Annotated in this window: 13 protein-coding genes; 1 reads left to right on the top strand and 12 read right to left on the bottom strand. The window is 72.2% G+C overall.

The annotated features are described in order from the left end of the window. Positions 1-102 precede the first annotated feature (102 nt). The gene (locus tag ACZ7HQ_RS29190; protein WP_470995999.1) at positions 103-963 is read right to left on the bottom strand and encodes an esterase/lipase family protein; all 861 of its coding nucleotides are present in this window, start codon (positions 961-963) and stop codon (positions 103-105) included. A 166-nt stretch (positions 964-1,129) separates the two neighbouring features. Beyond that, positions 1,130-1,576: a MarR family winged helix-turn-helix transcriptional regulator gene (locus ACZ7HQ_RS29195; RefSeq protein WP_470996001.1), complete on the bottom strand. Its 447-nt coding sequence runs from the start codon at positions 1,574-1,576 to the stop codon at positions 1,130-1,132. Positions 1,577-1,663: 87 nt separating this feature from the next. Between ACZ7HQ_RS29195 and ACZ7HQ_RS29200 the strand changes: the two genes are divergently transcribed. Then, on the top strand, positions 1,664-2,038 hold the full coding sequence (locus tag ACZ7HQ_RS29200; protein WP_470996003.1) for a cupin domain-containing protein: 375 nt from the start codon (positions 1,664-1,666) through the stop codon (positions 2,036-2,038). Here the strand turns inward: ACZ7HQ_RS29200 and ACZ7HQ_RS29205 are convergent. From ACZ7HQ_RS29205 to ACZ7HQ_RS29250, 10 genes are all read right to left on the bottom strand, one after another. Continuing rightward, entirely contained in the window at positions 2,016-3,029 is a 1,014-nt protein-coding gene (locus tag ACZ7HQ_RS29205; RefSeq protein WP_470996006.1) for a DNA polymerase Y family protein, read from the bottom strand. The two genes, ACZ7HQ_RS29200 and ACZ7HQ_RS29205, sit on opposite strands and share 23 nt — an antisense overlap. After that, complete coding sequence (locus ACZ7HQ_RS29210; protein WP_470996009.1) at positions 3,026-6,448, bottom strand: DNA polymerase III subunit alpha; 3,423 nt, start codon at positions 6,446-6,448, stop codon at positions 3,026-3,028. The genes ACZ7HQ_RS29205 and ACZ7HQ_RS29210 overlap by 4 nt, the downstream gene beginning before the upstream one ends. Before the next feature lie 191 nt (positions 6,449-6,639). Continuing rightward, positions 6,640-7,722, bottom strand: coding sequence for a S1 family peptidase (locus tag ACZ7HQ_RS29215; RefSeq protein ID WP_470996012.1), 1,083 nt, complete (start codon positions 7,720-7,722; stop codon positions 6,640-6,642). Positions 7,723-8,049: 327 nt separating this feature from the next. Next, positions 8,050-8,949, bottom strand: a complete 900-nt coding sequence (locus tag ACZ7HQ_RS29220; RefSeq protein WP_470996015.1) for a S1 family peptidase — start codon at positions 8,947-8,949, stop codon at positions 8,050-8,052. A gap of 202 nt (positions 8,950-9,151) precedes the next feature. Next, entirely contained in the window at positions 9,152-9,934 is a 783-nt protein-coding gene (locus tag ACZ7HQ_RS29225; RefSeq protein WP_470996018.1) for a DUF1684 domain-containing protein, read from the bottom strand. Positions 9,935-9,958: 24 nt separating this feature from the next. Then, entirely contained in the window at positions 9,959-11,215 is a 1,257-nt protein-coding gene (locus ACZ7HQ_RS29230) for an NtaA/DmoA family FMN-dependent monooxygenase (protein WP_470996021.1), read from the bottom strand. Continuing rightward, complete coding sequence (locus tag ACZ7HQ_RS29235) at positions 11,212-12,276, bottom strand: LLM class flavin-dependent oxidoreductase (RefSeq protein WP_470996024.1); 1,065 nt, start codon at positions 12,274-12,276, stop codon at positions 11,212-11,214. The genes ACZ7HQ_RS29230 and ACZ7HQ_RS29235 overlap by 4 nt, the downstream gene beginning before the upstream one ends. 34 nt (positions 12,277-12,310) lie before the next feature. Continuing rightward, positions 12,311-13,072, bottom strand: coding sequence for an amino acid ABC transporter ATP-binding protein (locus tag ACZ7HQ_RS29240; protein WP_470996027.1), 762 nt, complete (start codon positions 13,070-13,072; stop codon positions 12,311-12,313). Further along, the gene (locus ACZ7HQ_RS29245; RefSeq protein ID WP_470996030.1) at positions 13,069-14,829 is read right to left on the bottom strand and encodes an FAD/NAD(P)-binding protein; all 1,761 of its coding nucleotides are present in this window, start codon (positions 14,827-14,829) and stop codon (positions 13,069-13,071) included. The genes ACZ7HQ_RS29240 and ACZ7HQ_RS29245 overlap by 4 nt, the downstream gene beginning before the upstream one ends. Further along, entirely contained in the window at positions 14,826-15,683 is an 858-nt protein-coding gene (locus tag ACZ7HQ_RS29250) for an amino acid ABC transporter permease (RefSeq protein ID WP_470996033.1), read from the bottom strand. Before ACZ7HQ_RS29250 ends, ACZ7HQ_RS29245 begins: the two co-directional genes overlap by 4 nt. Positions 15,684-16,094 lie beyond the last annotated feature (411 nt).

A 16,094-nucleotide genomic window follows, 5' to 3' on the forward strand; every position in this document is an offset into this window, starting at 1 on the left:
TCTTCTCTTTCGTTTCAGCTCCGTCTGGGGTTTGCACCCCCCCCGTGGTGACGGTCGCGGGTCTGTTCTCTACCCCGCCCCCCCCCCCCCCCCGGCGGCACGTCAGCTGAAGGCCGACGCGCAGGTGGTGGCGCCGGCGTGGGCCGGGTCGAGCGCGTTGGCCACCTCGTGAAAGGCGATGCGGTCGAACAGGCCGATCGCGACGTGCTCGGAGAGGTCGAGCGGGCACAGGTCCTGGAGCAGGACGTTGCGGACGTCGGAACCGCTCAGGTACTGGCTCTGCCAGGGTGTGGCCACCTCGTCGTACTTGGTGGCGATGACCGTGTAGTGCACGCCCGGGACGGTGTCGCCGTCCGCGTTGAGCTTGGCGAGGAAGTCGGATCCGGGGATCTGGTCGGCGAGGCCGGGGGTGGTGGCCTTGATCAGGTCGCCGGCGCCGGGGAAGTACGGCAGCAGGTGGGTGAGGCCGCTCAGGGTGGCGCCGTGGTTGTCCGGGGCCAGGCCGACGAGGGCGTTCACCTTGGCGGCTCCGCCGAGGAACTTCAGGTAGTAGCGGGGCATCAGGCCGCCCTGGGAGTGGCCGACGAGGTCGGCCCTGGCGGCGCCGGTCGCGGCGAGCACCTTGTCGACGAAGGCGGACAGCTGCTGTGCCGACTTGTCGATGGGGCCGAGGCCGTAGAAGAGGGGAACGCCGGACAACTGGCCGTAGTCGAGGGAGAAGACGCAGTACCCGCGGTCCTCCAGATAGGGCGCGAGGGAGAGCCAGTTGTCGACCGAGTTGCCCAGCGTGCCGTGCACCAGGACGACCGGGCGGGGATGGGCGGCGGAGGGCTTGCAGGAGAAGTCGTTCCAGCCCCGGCTGGGGGCGTCGGAGGCGTGGGCGGCGGCGGCCGGAACGGTGGCGACGGCGGCGGCGAGGAGCAGCGCGGCGAGGGGTCTGAGCGCTCGTTTCCAGGGCAGCATCGTGTGATCTCCTTGCGGCTCAAGGGAGGTGGGGGCCTTACCCTGTGATCCGGATCACGAGGATGCTGTTCACTCGTCAAGTTACGGGCGAGTAGCTCAGCTGTGAAGTTACGCGTCAGTAAAAACTTCCAGTGATCACCAGCGCCCGCCAAAAGCTGACGGATCATCACCAGGCCGGCTTGATCGGACCATGCGGAGCGATCCGCGCCAAACGCTCCCCCAGCGCGCGCACTTCACGCTCCCCCAGCAGCCCGGCCCATCCCGCGACCACCTCGGCGGCCGCCTCCTCCGCCGCACGGGTGCAGGCCCACCCACGCTCGGTCAGCACGACCAGCCGGGCCCGCGCGTCCCCGGGATGCGGCCGACGCTCGGCGTACCCCTTGCGCACGATCTCGTCCACCAGCTGGCTCGCCGCCTGCTTGGTCACCCCCAGGTGGGCGGCCAGGTCGGTGACGGTGGCGCCGCCCGGGGCCATCCGGGCGAAGGCGAAGCCGTGAGCGGGCCGCAGATCGGTGAAGCCGCGGGCGAGGACGCCGTCGTGGATGCGTTGCGTGAGGTCGCCCGCGGCGGCGAGCAGGGCGGCGGACAGGGCCATGGCTTCGGAGTTCTGCACGGGGGCATTGAAACACCCTTGACGAATCGGTCAAGCAGCTTGACCATATAGTCAAGTAACTTGACCACCTGAACGGAGATCACCGCCATGCCCGTCGTCCGCTCCTCGGCAGCCGTCACCCATGAGATCCACGGCGCCCGTTTCGTCTCCTACGCCACCCCGCTCACCGGCAGCAAGGAACTCTGCGCCTGGCGCGGTGAGATCCCGGCCGGCACCAGGGCGCCCGCCCACACCGTCAACCGGGAGGAGATCTTCCATCTGCTCGTCGGCGAGCTGCTGCTGACCCTCGACGGACACGCCGAGCAGATCTCGGCGGGCGACACGGTGATCGTCAACCCCGGCGCGACCCTGGCCGTCGAGAACCCCACCGACCACACCGCGATCTCCTGGGTCACCACCTCCATCGGCCTGGAGGCGCGGCTCGCCGACGGCACCCGCCTCACGCCGCCCTGGGCCAACTGACCGACGTGGAGCCGCCACCGCCCCCCAGTGCCCCCGGCATCACCGCCCTGGGCCCGAACTTCGCCCGCGCGCGGTCCGCGACCTCCTCGATACGGCGGACCTTCTCGTCGACGGGGTCGAAGGTGAGCTGGTGGGAGGCCTGGCCGGCGGGGGCCAGGCCCTCGGCACGCAGGGCGAGGGCGCGGACCCGGGCGCGCTGCAGGCCGAGCGCCTCGTACATGCCGTAGGCCGCCCCGGTCAGGGCCGCCGAGTGCGCGGTCGGCTCCCTGAGGGTGCGGCTGCGCGTGGTCGAGGAGCGGTCGGCGTAGCGCACGGTGAGGGTCAGGGTGCGGCAGATCCTGTCCACCGCGCGCAGCCGGGCGCCCAGTTCCTCGGCGGCGGACAGCAGGGCACGGCGGTGCCGGCCGGGGTCCAGCTCGTCCAGTTCGAAGGCCCGTTCCGTCACCAGCGAACGGGAGACGGCGTTCGGTACGACCCGGCCCCGGTCGATGCCGCTCGCCTTCTCACGCAGCTCGCGGCCGGCCTTCGCACCGATCAGCCGCTGGAGCGTGGACAGCGGCGCGGCGGCGACCAGGCCCAGGGTGTCCAGGCCGTACTCGCTCAGGGTGCGGGCGGTCGCCGCGCCGACGCCGGGCAGCGCGGACACGGGCCGCTCGGCGAGGAAGGCGGCGATGCCGTCCGGGTCCCCGGGCACGGCACACGTCACCCCGGGCCGGGCGCCCAGCAGCGCCACGCGGGCCAGCATCGGGCCCGGACCGGCGCCGATCACACAGTCGACGCCGTACCGCGCGAGGGCCCGCACCCGGATCACCGAGGCCAGCTCCACCGCGCTGCGCCCGAAGTACCGCTCGGCCCCGCGCAGATCGGCCAGCGCCCCGTCCGGGGGCAGCGCCTCGACGACCGGGGTGAAGTCCTCCAGCAACCCGAGCAGTCCCGGCAGGGCCGCCTCGTACATCGGCGGCAGCTGGAAACGTACGCAGAGGATGGTCATCCCGCACTCCCCGGACTCTGGTGCCACAACTTCCGTACGGCAGCAGGCCCTTGTGAGGCCTCCTGTCCCGCGGGCCGCAGATCGGCCCACGGATGCATCTGGTATCCGGTCGGCAGCTGGATCCGCCGGCCACCGGTCGGATCGCCGCCCGCACCCTCGGCCACCGGCGCGGCGAGCCGCGCCGCCACCTCGTCCAGGCCTCCCTCGGCACGCAGTTCCACCAGCTCGGCGAGGTTCCAGGCGGCGGAACCCACCACGCTCAGGCTGCGTGGGCCACGCCGCTGCACCACGCCCCGCACCAGCAGCAGCCAGGAGTGGAAGACGGTGTGGGCACACGCGTCGTGCGAGTCGTCGAAGAACGCCAGGTCGACCAGGCCCGTGCCGTCGTCCAACGTGGAGAAGACGACCCGCTTGCCGGAGCGGATCGGCGGGGTCTGGGTGGCCGCCTTGGCGCCCGCGACCAGCACCGTCTCGCCGTGCCGGACCTCGCGCAGCCGGCGCGCGGAGACCACGCCCAGCTCCTTGAGGAACTCCCGGTGGTCGTCCATCAGATTGCGCGAGGCGTCCATGGACAGCACACCCAGCTCGGCACTGAGCCGCTCCGCCGATGTCAGATCCGGCAGGCCGGCCGAGGCGGTCCTCCGCCCGCCCGCCAACGGCAGTTGGCCACCCCCGCCGCCCCGGGCTCCCCGGTGCAGTTCGGCCAGGTGCAGCTGCAGATCACGCCGGTTGGCACCGAAGGCGTCCAGCGCACCCACCTGGGCGAGCCTTTGGGCCAGCGGGCGGCTCGGCCGCGCCCGCTCCCAGAAGTCCACCAGGGAGGAGTACGGCTGCCCGGCCACGATCCTCTTCGCCTCGGCCTCGCTGATGCCGTGCACATCGGAGAAGGCGAGCCGCAGCCCCCACACCCCGGACTCGGACACCAGTTCGATCCGATGGGCGACGCCGGACACGTTCACGTCCAGCGGCAGGATCGGCACCCCGCGCCGCCGCGCATCGGCCAGCAGCAGCCGCTTCGGATACATCCCGGGATCGTGGGTGAGCAGCCCGGCGTAGAAAGCGGCCGGGTGATGCGCCTTCAGCCAGGCCGACTGGTACGTCGGCACGGCGAACGCGACGGCATGCGCCTTGCAGAACCCGTACGACCCGAAGGCCTCCACGATCTCCCAGGTCCGCCGGATCGTTTCCGCGTCGTACCCCCGAGCCGCCGCGGCCTGCGCGAACCACACCCGGATCCGCCCCTGCGACTCCGGGTCGGACAACCCGCGCCGCACCCGGTCGGCCTCGCCCCGCCCGCATCCGGTCATGACGGCGACGATGTCGATGACCTGCTCGTGGAAGACGACGACGCCGTACGTCCCCTGCAGCGACTCCTCCAGGTCCGGGTGCGGGTAACGCACCGGCGCCCGCCCGTGCCGCGCCTCGATGAACGGCCGCACCATGTCGGCGGCCACGGGTCCGGGCCGGAACAGCGAGATGTCGACGACCAGATCGTGAAAAGTACTCGGCTGCAGCCGTCCCACCAGGTCCCGCTGCCCCGGCGACTCGATCTGGAAGCACCCCAGCGTCTCGGTGGACCGGATCAGCCGGTACGTCTCCGGATCCCCCTCCGGCAGCGCGTCCAGATCGATCCGCTCCCCGGTCACCCGCTTCACCTCGGCGACCGCGTGCGCCATGGCCGACTGCATCCGCACGCCCAGCACATCGAGCTTGAGCAGCCCGAGATCCTCCACGTCCTCCTTGTCGAACTGCGACATGGGCAGTCCCTCGCCGCTGGTCGGCACCACCGGCGTACGGGCAAGGAGCGAGGCGTCGGACAGCAGCACCCCGCACGGATGCATGGCGACCCCGCGCGGCAGGGCGTCGAGCGCCTCGACCAGTTCCCACAGCCTGCCGTACCTGTCCTTCTCCCCCGCCAGCTGCTTCAGCTCGGGCAGTTCCTCCAGCGCGGCCCGCGCGTCACGCGCCCGGATGTGCGGAAAGGACTTGGCCACCCGGTCGATCTCAGCCGGGTCCATGGACAGGGCGGCACCCACGTCCCGGACGGCGTGCCGCACCCGGTAGGTCTCCGGCATGGACACGGTCGCGACCCGCTCGGTGCCGAACCGGTCGATGATCGCCCGGTAGACCTCCAGCCGGCGCGCTGACTCCACGTCGATGTCGATGTCCGGCAGCACGACGCGCTCCTTGGACAGGAAGCGCTCCATCAGCAGGCCGTGCTCGACCGGATCGGCGTGCGCGATACCCAGAAGATGATTGACGAGGGAGCCCGCGCCGGAACCGCGAGCGGCCACCCGGATGCCCATCTTCCGTACGTCGTCGACCACTTGGGCCACGGTCAGGAAGTAGGAGGCGAAGCCGTGGTGGGCGATGATGTCCAGCTCGCGGTGCATCCGCTCCCAGTACGCACGCCTTCCGCCGTAACCGAGCCGCACCATCCCCGCCACCGCCCGGGAGGCGAGCGCCCGCTGGGCGGTGCGGCGGCCGGCGCCCACCAGGTGCGCCTCGGGGAAGTGAACGGTCCCGATACCGAGGTCCCCCTCGGGATCGACCCGGCACTCCTCGGCCGTGGCCAGGGTCTGCTCCAGCAGCCGCAGGGCGGTGTGCCGCCGGTACCCGGCCGCCTCCACCACCCGCTCGGCGATGTGCAGCATGGCCTGCGCGTCCTTCAGCCAGGCCTCGCCGGAGTCCAGCTCTGCGCGCGGGTCGATCGGAACCAGGCGCCGGGCGGCGTCCAGCACGTCGGCGACCGGCCCCTGGCCAGGGTCGGCATACCGGACGGCGTTGCTGAGCACCGGCCGCACCCCCTGTTCGGCGGCGAAGCCGACGGTACGGGCGGCCAGCCGCAGGGAGCCGGGCCCGGTACCCGTACGACCGTGCCACACGGCCTCCAGCCGCAGGGCGTCCCCGTGGATCTCACGCCACGCCCCGAGAAGCTCCGCGGCCCGGTCGGGACGTCCCGCCGCAAGGGCCCGCCCCACGTCCGACCCCGGCCCGAGCAGCACGGTCAGGCCATCACCGTGGTTGCCCGACCAGGGCAGCTCGGGCGCGCCCGCACCCGCATGCGCCGCCGTGACGATCCGGCACAGATCCGCCCACCCCTGGGCATCACGGGCAAGGAAGGTCACACGTGGAGCCGACTCATCGACAAAGGCACCGCCCCGCACCGGCGCCTTCCTCCGCTCACGCCGTACGGCCTCGGCCTCGCCCACCGCCAGGTTCACCCCGAAGACCGGACGCACCCCCACCCCGGCACAGGCCTTGGCGAAGCGCACCGCGCCGGCGACGGTGTCACGGTCGGCGAGGGCGAGGACGTCCATCCCCCGCTCCGAGGCGCGCTCGGCCAGCCGCTCCGGATGGGATGCCCCGTACCTCAGGGAGAACCCGGAGACGGTGTGCAGATGCGCGAAGCCCGGCACACGCACCTCCCGCAGTCGTGAGCCCCGACCAGCTCTCGAACATCAGTTCCCTACTTCCGCCTCCACCATACCCCCATTCCCGAACATGTGTACGACATCCGTGAGGCCACCCCTCACCTGCGCAAACGCCACGGAGCCCCGCCCCCGCACACCGGGGGACGGGACTCCGTGACCATGCGTACTCGAACGTGTCAGCCGATCTGCGCGCCCGTGGCGGACAGCGCAGCGGTCACCGGCTGGAAGAACGTCTCCCCACCGGACGTGCAGTCCCCGCTTCCCCCGGACGTCAGCCCGATGGCGTTGCTCCCCGAGAACAGCGAGCCACCACTGTCACCGGGCTCGGCGCACACATCGGTCTGGATGAGACCGCTGACGGAGCCCTCCTGGTAGTTCACCGTGGCGTTCAGCCCGGTGACCGTGCCCTCGTGCACATGGGTGGTCGACCCGCTGCGCGTCACCTTCATCCCCACCGTCGCCTCGGCGGCGCCGGTGATCTTCTGGGTGGACCCGTTGTACAGGTCGACCTCGCTCGGGTGGTCGACCTGCGCCGTGTACTTGACGAGCCCGAAGTCGGTCCCCGGGAAGTGGGACTCCGCGTTCTGCCCGATCGCCTTGCCGCTGGAGTCCGACCAGGCGGAGATCGCCGCGGTGCAGTGCCCGGCGGTCAGGAAGTACGGCTGCCCGTCCTTGACCACGTTGAAGCCGAGCGAGCAGCGCCCGCCGGAACCGCTGATCGCGTCACCACCGGCGATGAAGGGCTTGAAGGCCCCCTTCGACCGCCTCAGCTCCGCCTTGCCGCCGAGCCCGTCGACCACCTGGCTCAGCCTGGCCCACCGCGCGCCGGAGACCGTCTTGTCGGCGGTGACGACGACCTTGTTGCTGACCGGGTCGGTCGCCCACGAGGTCCCCGGAATGGTCGCGTCCTTCTTCAGCGTCGTCCGGGCGCCGTCGAGTGCGGCGAGCGAGTTGGTGACGAGTCTCGCCTTGGCCCCGGCCGCCTCGACGGTGTTCGCCGCGCCCTCGTCGAGCACGTTGACGACGAGGCTCCTGGCCCGGGCGTCGTAATAGCTGCCGGCCGCGTCGGAGCCGAGGTTCTTCAGCAATGCCGAGGCGAGGTTTCCAGCCGCCGGTGCGGACAGGACCCGCAGCCGCGGAGCGGACTTCACGGGCTCGCTGGCGTTCGCATTCTGCAAGGTGACACCCGCGGCGACCAGTGCGGCGATTCCCGCACCGGCCATGGCGGCCCGCCGCCCGGATATGCGTCGGTGCTTCAACTCACGTCCTCCTGTGGGGGGACGGCCCGCGAGTTGTGGGGGCTCGACGGGCCGGAAGGCTGGTTGACGAGCGCCTACTCTTCCGAACCGCACAGGGAGCACACAAGGTTGACTTCAGGACGCGCGCAGAGAGGGCTTGCGCACCCCCCTGGGCTTGACTGGACACGATCAGTCCAGGAAATTCGCACCGCAAACACTACGGGCAAGTACTCCTCAGCGGAACGTCATGACACCGCTCGGCTTGTTCCTTACCCTCTCCGGGCGAGGAAAAGTCCCCGTACGCGGGGCGCGTACGGGGACTTTCGAGGAAGCCGGAGCCGCCGCTCGCTACGGCAGCGTGACCCCGTAGTAGCTCAACGCCTCGGTCACCGGCTGGAAGAACGTCGTACCACCGGAGGTGCAGTCACCGCTGCCCCCGGACGTCAGCCCGTACGCCACGCTGCCCGCGTACAGCGGGCCACCGCTGTCGCCGCCCTCGGCGCACACCGTGGTCTGGATCAGCCCGGAGACGACGTCACCGCCGCCGTAGTTGACGGTCGCGTTCAGCGCGGTGACCCGGCCGCTGTGCGTACCGGTGGTGGAACCGCGCCGGTAGACGGTCGTGCCCACGGACGGCGTGGCCGCGCTCGTGATGGACTGGCTGCCCACGGAACTCGGGTGCGAGATCGAGGAGTTCGTGTACCGGACGAGCGCGAAGTCATTGCCCGGGAAGCTGTAGCCGACGTTGGTGCCGAGCACCGTGCTGTGGCTGGAGTTGCTGTACCAGGTGGAGGCGACCTGGCCGCAGTGACCGGCGGTCAGGAAGTAGTAGGTACTGCCGCTGTGCACGTTGAAGCCGAGCGAGCAGCGGTACTGGCCGCCGTAGATGGCGTCGCCACCGCTGATGAGCTTGTTGAACCTGCCGGGGGTGTGCTTGATGGTGAGCGCGCCCGCGTCGGCGCCGGCCTGCCGCCTGATCCTGGCGATCTCGGCCTGGGTCACCGTGCTGTCGACGGTGACGACGACGCGGTCGGTCCTGCTGTCCACCGCCCAGGCCGTACCGGGTACGTCGGCCTTGAGGACGGAGTCGTCGACCTTGTTGAGCTGGGCGGCGCTGAACGAGTGGTCGTCGCTGGCGTTCGCGGTGGGGGCGGCGAACGCGGCCGCGGCCAGGAGGCCGGTGGCCACGGCGATCAGCCGGGTCCGTCTCGCGGTGCCGCTGCGGGGAGTGGTGCGCTTGATCCTCACTTTTCGTTCCCTCCCAGGGGAAGTCGGGGGGCCCGCGTGGGGTCGGGGCCCGTGAGTCGCAGCCAGGGGGATGGCCGGATCCCGAACATGCATGCCCCCTGACAAGCGCTGAGGGGGAGTATTCGGCCGAACGACCGGTCGCCACAAGAGTGCCTTTCGGCCGTCCGACTTTAAACCACTCTTACGCAGCAGACGCTTGACATCAGCTCAGCGCGCGTTCGCCCGCCTCGATCGCCACGTCCAGCGTGTTGCCGGGCGGCGGGAGGGGGCAGATGAAATGGTCGGCGAAGGCGCACGGCGGGAGCTGGGCGCGGTTGAAGTCGACGGTCGTACGTCCCTCGGCGTCCGGCGCGGCCGGATACAGGAAACGGAACCGGAAACTGGTGCCGCCGCTGGTGGCGTCGGCGAACACCGCCCACAGCAGCCCGTCGCCCTGCCGCGCGACCTGCAGGGTCAGCTCCCGGCCCGCCAGGGTGAAGGCCAGCTCACCGGCGAGGGCGAGCCCGCGCTCGCGCCCGTCCGCGTTGCCCACCCGCACGGTGCGCGTGCCGTCGTACGGCGTGAACCGCCCCGGCACCGACCAGCGGGACTCGTACGCGGCGGCCTCGATGCCCTTGAACGCGCGCCGGGTCCCGGACCCGGGGTCGTAGACCCGTACGCCCCAGACACCCTCGCGGACCAGCACGACCAGCCGCTTGTCCCCCAGCGCGACCCGCGCCCCGGTCACCGGCCCGGGGTCGGCGGCGAGCCGGACCGCGCCCGCGAAGGGCCTCCCGTCCACGGTCAGTCCCTCGGCCCCGGCGGCGGTGAGCACAACGCCCTCACCATCCGCCACCCAGGTCCCGGGGATGTCCGGAAGTCGCCCCTCCGGATGGTCCTCGACCCAGTGCGTGGCGGTCAGCGCAAGCGGCCCGTAGGGCGCCGAGACCTCCTCCACGCGCTGGGCGTGCCACTGCTGCCACGCCTCGGCGGGGTCCGTCGTCATGCCGTCGGTTCCTTTCATCCGTGGTCAGTCCTCCCCCGGGTGCGGCAGCCCGAGATGGGAGCGGAGCGTGCTGCCCCGGTATTGGGTGCGGAGCGCACCGCGCTCCTGGAGCAGCGGGACCACCCGGTCCACGAACTCCTCCAGACCGTCCGCGAGCTGCGGGACGAGGACGAAACCGTCCGCGGCCCCCTCCTGGACATACCGGTCCAGCTCGGCGGCGACCGCGTCGGGCGTGCCGACGAAGGACTGCCGCCCGCTCGCCTCGATCACGGTCTCCCGGATGGACAGCCCCTTCTCCTTCGCGAGCGCCCGCCACCGCTCGGCGAGCGCCTGCGTCGCGCCGTCCCGGCCCGCGGGGGCCGTCTCGGGCAGCGGGCCGTCGGGGTCACAGGCGGACAGGTCGGTCCCCCAGATCCGCTCCAGCGCGCACAGCGCGTACCGCGGGGTGATCCGCTGCCGCCGGATCCCGGCGGCCCGCTCCTGCGCCTCCTCGGCGGTGTCCGCGAGGACGACGGTGACGACGGGCATGACCCTCAGGTCCCGCGATGTCCGGCCGTACGCCGCGAGCCGCCGCGTGGTGTCGGCGCGGCGCGCGCGGGCCGCCTCCGGCGAGCCGTGCCGGACGAGGTGCACGTCGGCCGAGGCCGCGGCCGACTCCCGCGCCCCCTCGGACTCGCCCGCCCGGATGATCACGGGATGCCCCTGGGGGGAGCGGGGCAGGGCGAACTCCCCCGCGACCTCGAAACACCGGCCGCGGTGCGCGAACGGGCGGGGTGTCCCGTCGGGCGCCCAGGAGTCCCACAATCCCCTTACCACGCGGGAGAGTTCATCAGCCCGTGCGCCGGGGCCCGGCCGGCCGCAGGAGCGGAGGTTCGCACCGGTGCGGGCGTCCGCCCCGGTCACCGTGTGCCAGGCCGCCCGGCCGCCGCTGAGATGGTCCAGGGTGGCGAGCCGGCGGGCGATTTCGTACGGCTCACCGGACGCGCTGTGCACACCGGCCGCCAGTCCGAGCCGGTCGGTGACCCCGGCCAGCGCGTTCAGCACGGCGACCGGCTCCGGCCGGCCCACCGGGTGCACGTCGTGCGGCCGCCCCCGGTGCTCGGGCAGTCGCAGGTCCTCGTCGAGCAGCAGGAAGTCGAACCGTCCGCGTTCGGCGGTGCGGGCGAGGCGCTCGTGGGCGGCGAACTCGATCTGCGCGCCGACCCGCTGATCCGTCCACACGGTGGCGTCGCCGGCCCCGGGGAACCGGACCGCCAGGTGCATCCTGCGCCGTACGGTCATGACGTTCCCCCGGTCATGGCGTACTGGTTGGCGGGCCGGGCCAGACCCAGGTGCTCGCGCAGGGTACTGCCCGGGTAGAAGGTGCGGAACAGACCACGGTGCTGGAGCAGCGCCACCGTGCCGTTGACCAGCCGCTCCAGGTCACGGCGCGGCTCGACGGGCACGAGGTGGAACCCGTCCGTGACACCGTCGGCGTGCCAGCCTGCGACCAGTTCGGCGAGGTCGACCGGGCCGCCCCGGTACAGCGGCCCGCGCGCGCTCGGCCGGGGGCCGCCGCCACCGTGTCCGGGATCGGCCGCGTACTCCCCGTCGCCGAGGTCGACCAGCAGGCTCACCAGGATCCGCAGGGTGTCCGGGTCCCGCCCGCACCCGACGGTCCGAGCGCGCAGTTCGTCGCGTACGGCGGCGGCCTCGGCGGGGGTCGCGGCGCGGACCAGGGCCACGTCCGCGTGGCGGGCGGCGACGGTACGGGCCCGGCCCTCGGTGGCGTCGAGCACGCGCACGGGGTGGCCCTGCGGTGGCCGCGGCACGGTCGAGGGGCCCCGGACCGAGAAGGCGCTGCCGGTGAAGTCGACGCGGTGCAGCTTGTCCCGGTCCAGGAAACGGCCGGTCGGCACGTCCCGGATCTCGGCGCCGTCCTCCCAGCTGTCCCACAGCTTCGCGGCCACGTCGGCGACCTCACCCGCCTCGTCCCACAGCGCCTCGGCGGACTCCGCCCGGCGTCCGCCGAAGAGCCGGGCCTCGGCCTCGCCGGCGGACACGTCGATCCGCCATCCGGCCCGCCCCCGGCTGACCCAGTCCAGCGTCGCCACGGCGGCCTGCACCCGGAAGGGCTCGGTGTGGGTGGTGGTGACGGTCGGGACCAGGCCGATGCGCCGGGTCGCGGGCGCCGCCCGGGACAGCACGGCGAGCGCGTCGGGGCCGGGCCGGGCGAAGGAGTCGTCCAGCGTCACGAAGTCCAGCCCGCCACGCTCGGCGAGCCGGACCAGCTCGACGTACGGTTCGGCACCGAAGCAGTCCGGAAGGTCGACGGCGGCGGCGAGATGCAGCAGGCTGCTCATCCCCGGCGCCCCCGCCGCCACTGCCTCCGCATCCTCACAGCACCTTCGCCAGGAACGCCCGGGTCCGCTCCTGCCGCGGCCGGTCCAGCACCTCGCTCGGCGGCCCCTGTTCGACGATCCTGCCGTCGGCCATGAAGACCACCGTGTCGGCGACCTCACGGGCGAAGGCGATCTCGTGCGTGACGACGATCATCGTCGTGCCCTGGGCCGCCAGGCCCTTGATGACGTCGAGGACCTCACCGACCAGCTCGGGATCGAGCGCGGAGGTCGGCTCGTCGAACAGCAGCAGCTTCGGCTCCAGCGCGAGCGCCCGTGCGATGGCCACCCGCTGCTGCTGCCCACCGGACAGCTGCCGGGGGTACGCGCCGGCCCTGTCCCCGAGCCCCACCCGTTCCAGCAGCCGGCGCGCGCCCGCCACCGCCTCCTTCCGGGGCCGTCTCAGCGCGGACACGGGCGCCTCGACGACGTTGTCGAGGACCGTGAGGTGCGGGAAGAGGTTGAAGCTCTGGAAGACGAACCCGATCCGGGTGCGCTGCCGGAGCACCTCGCGCTCGGGCAGCTCGTACAGCTTGTCCCCGGCGCGCCGGTAGCCCATCAGTGAGCCGTCGACGCTGATCTCGCCCCGGTCGGCCTTCTCCAGATGGTTGATGGTGCGCAGCAGCGTGGACTTGCCGGAGCCGGAGGGGCCGAGCACGACCGTCACCTCACCGGCGCGCACCTGGAGGTCGATGCCCTTGAGGACGTCGAGCGAGCCGAAGCTCTTGTGCACGGACCTGATGTCGACCATGACGCTCATCGCGCGGGTTCCTTTACGTGTGAGGCGCTCAGAAAGGCCAGCGCCGCCCGGGCGGTGGCGTCGTTCTGCCGGAACGCGGCCCCGCCGGTGCGGGGCCGGGTGAAGGCGCCGGGGGTGCGGGCGTCGGTGTACGGACCGAGCGCGAAGCGCCGGGGATGCGGCCGCCCGGCGCCGTCGAGGATCCGGCCGTCGCCGGGGTCGACGCGGAGCAGCCCCTCGGGGGTCTCGGCGGCGCCGTCGGCGTGCAGCCCGCGCAGCAGGCGGTCGCGGGCCCGGCCGACGGTGGGCTCGGGCAGCCGGGCCTCGACCAGTGCGCGGGCCTCGACCGAGAAGCCGGGCACGGTGGGGCTGGCGGCCCGGAACACGCCGTCCTCGGCGGTGACGGTCATGTCGGCGCCGACGAACTTCAGCAGCCCGGCCCGGGACAGCGCGAGCATCTGCCGCAGCCGGGGTCCGGGCGGCCCGGACGCGAGGTAGCTGAAGAAGCCGTGCCACCAGGGACCGGTGTTCCCGAGCCGGACGAGCTGCCCGTAGACGGAGAGCAGCCCGAGGAAGACGCTCAGGTCGGCGCTGTACGACGGATCGTGCCGCCGCGCCAGATCGCCCTCGCCGTAGGCGCGCAGCCCGTCCTGGAGCTCCTCGTGCGAGGCGTACCGCACCCCGGCCAGCGGGTGGTCGAGCGCGGCGAGGTCGAGCCGGTCGGCGGGATCCGGTACGGCGGCGGTGACCAGCGCCTCGGTCTCCGCGGGGCCGGCGGCGGCCGCGTACTTCTCCTCGAAGTCGGCCCAGGCCATCGCCGTACGCCCGGCGTGGGCGGTGAACAGCCGGTGGTAGTGGGCGAAGCCCAGCTCCTTCTCCACCAGCGGCCACACATCGCGCCGGAAGTCGAAGCCGTCCGCGCGGGCCAGCAGCGCCTCCACCTCGGCCGGTCCGAAGAAACGGGGCAGCGGGGGCCGGTCACCGGTCCAGTCGTAGCCGATCTTCGAGTGGTACGGCACTCCGCGCCGGGAGCCGACGTGGAGCACCGGCTCCCGGCCCGAGGGAAGGTAGGCGTCGCCCTCGTACCGCCCGCCGCGTCCCTCGGTGAGCAGCACCATCAGGTCGACGAAGGCCAGCCCGAAGCCCCGCACGAGGACGGGTTCGCCGGGCCGCAGCGGGGACAGGTCGCTGTCGGCGGTGAAGTCGGGCGGCAGGTGCACCAGGCCGTGTTCGCGGGCGTAGGCGGCAAGCGCGGCCTGCTCGTCGTCGGGTTCGGCGTCGAGGTGGCCGATCGCGAGGACCACCAGGTCGGCGAGGAGGGGGCGCGGGTGGCCCTCCAGCCACACCTGCTGGCGGCCCTCGCGCGGGCCGCTGATCCGCAGGGCGCGCCGGGGGTGGTGGTGGACGGTGACGCCCGGCGGCAGATCGGCCAGGGCCTGCTCGTACACCCAGCGCAGATAGCGGCCCTGGAGCTGCCGGTCCGCGAAGGTGCTGCCGTCCAGTCCGGCCCACTCGTGCAGGGTGGGGCCCGCGCGCACCGGGCCGTCCATGGTCACCGTCTCGTCGGTGAACATGGTGACGTCCTCGGCGTGCGAGTTCATCCACAGCAGCGGCGACTGCGCCTGGCGCCAGATGCGGCCGCCGCCCGGCGGGTGCGGGTCCACCAGATGGATGTCGAGGCCGGTGCGGGCGTACAGCTCGGGGGCGTTGGCGGCGATGCGCTCCAGGAGGCCGGTCCCCCGCGGCCCGGCTCCCACGATCACCAGCTGCGGCCTCATCGGGCGTTCTCCGTACCGCGTGCGTAGTACTTCTCGACGTAGTGCTGGCCGAGGCCGAGCAGCGAGGTGACGACCGCGTACCAGAGGGTCGCGACCATCAGCAGCGGGATGACCTGGTAGGTGCGGTGGTAGATCAACTGGGCCGAGAACAGCAGGTCGTTGACGGCGATGACGCTGACGATCGAGGTGCCCTTGAGGGTGCCGATGAGCATGTTGCCGGCGGGCGGCACGATGGACCGCATGGCCTGCGGCAGCACGATCCGCCACCAGCGCCGCCACCGGCTCAGGCCGAGCGCCTGGGCGGCCTCGATCTGCCCGCGGTCCACGGAGAGGATGCCGGCCCGGACGACCTCGGCGGCGAACGCGGCCTCGTGCAGGGTGAGTCCGACGATCGCGACGGCGACCGGGGTGAGCAGGTTGACGGTCTTCACGCCGAGCACCTGCGGGTACAGCGCACCGATGTTGAACCACAGCAGCAGCTGCACCAGGATCGGTATCGACCGGAACAGCCACACATAGCCCCACCCGACCGCCCGCAGTACCGGGTTGGCGGAGAGCCGGAAGGCGGCGAGCAGGGTGCCGAGGGCGAAGCCGAGGACCATCACGACCGCGGTCAGCCACAGCGTGAGCCACAGTCCGCGCAGGATGGAGTCCGAGGTGAAGTAGCCGGCGACGACGTCCCACTGGAACGCCTGGTTGCGCAGGACGGAGTTGACGGCGAGGGCGAGCAGCACGAGGACGGCTGCGGCTGCGGTCCACTGGCCGTACCGGCGGCGCGGGACGATCCGCGGGGCGTTCGCCGGCTCGGGAATCTCCGCTGCGGTGGGGGCTTTGGCGAGGGTGTCGGATGACATGCGAAGGCTCCGTGACGCGAAGTGTCAGGGTGGTGCCTTCACACGGCCGAGCCCCTCAGCAGGGCCGTACACCGAGAGTACGCGGGCGTTTCGGTGCACTGTCAAGGTCGTCCGAACTGTGAGCCGCACTTCTCAAGTCAGTTGACGCAGAACCGGATGCCTGTTCCACTTGCCCCATGCATCCACAGCAGTGGCTGGTCACCCGCTCCCACATCGACTTCGGTCGCGTGTGGTCCTCTTCCTGTTGAGCTGACCCCCTGCACGCGCCTGCCCTGGGGGCGGGCGTGCACGCGTTCTCCCTCTTCTCCTCCCTGTTCGCTTTTCCCTCGCCTTCACACGCGCACCCCTCCCCTCGCGCCCTGCAACCCTTTCTGCTCCCAGGAGACCGCCACCGATGCGTATGCGGCATTT

It is taken from the genome of Streptomyces sp. NPDC037290 (assembly GCF_055603245.1).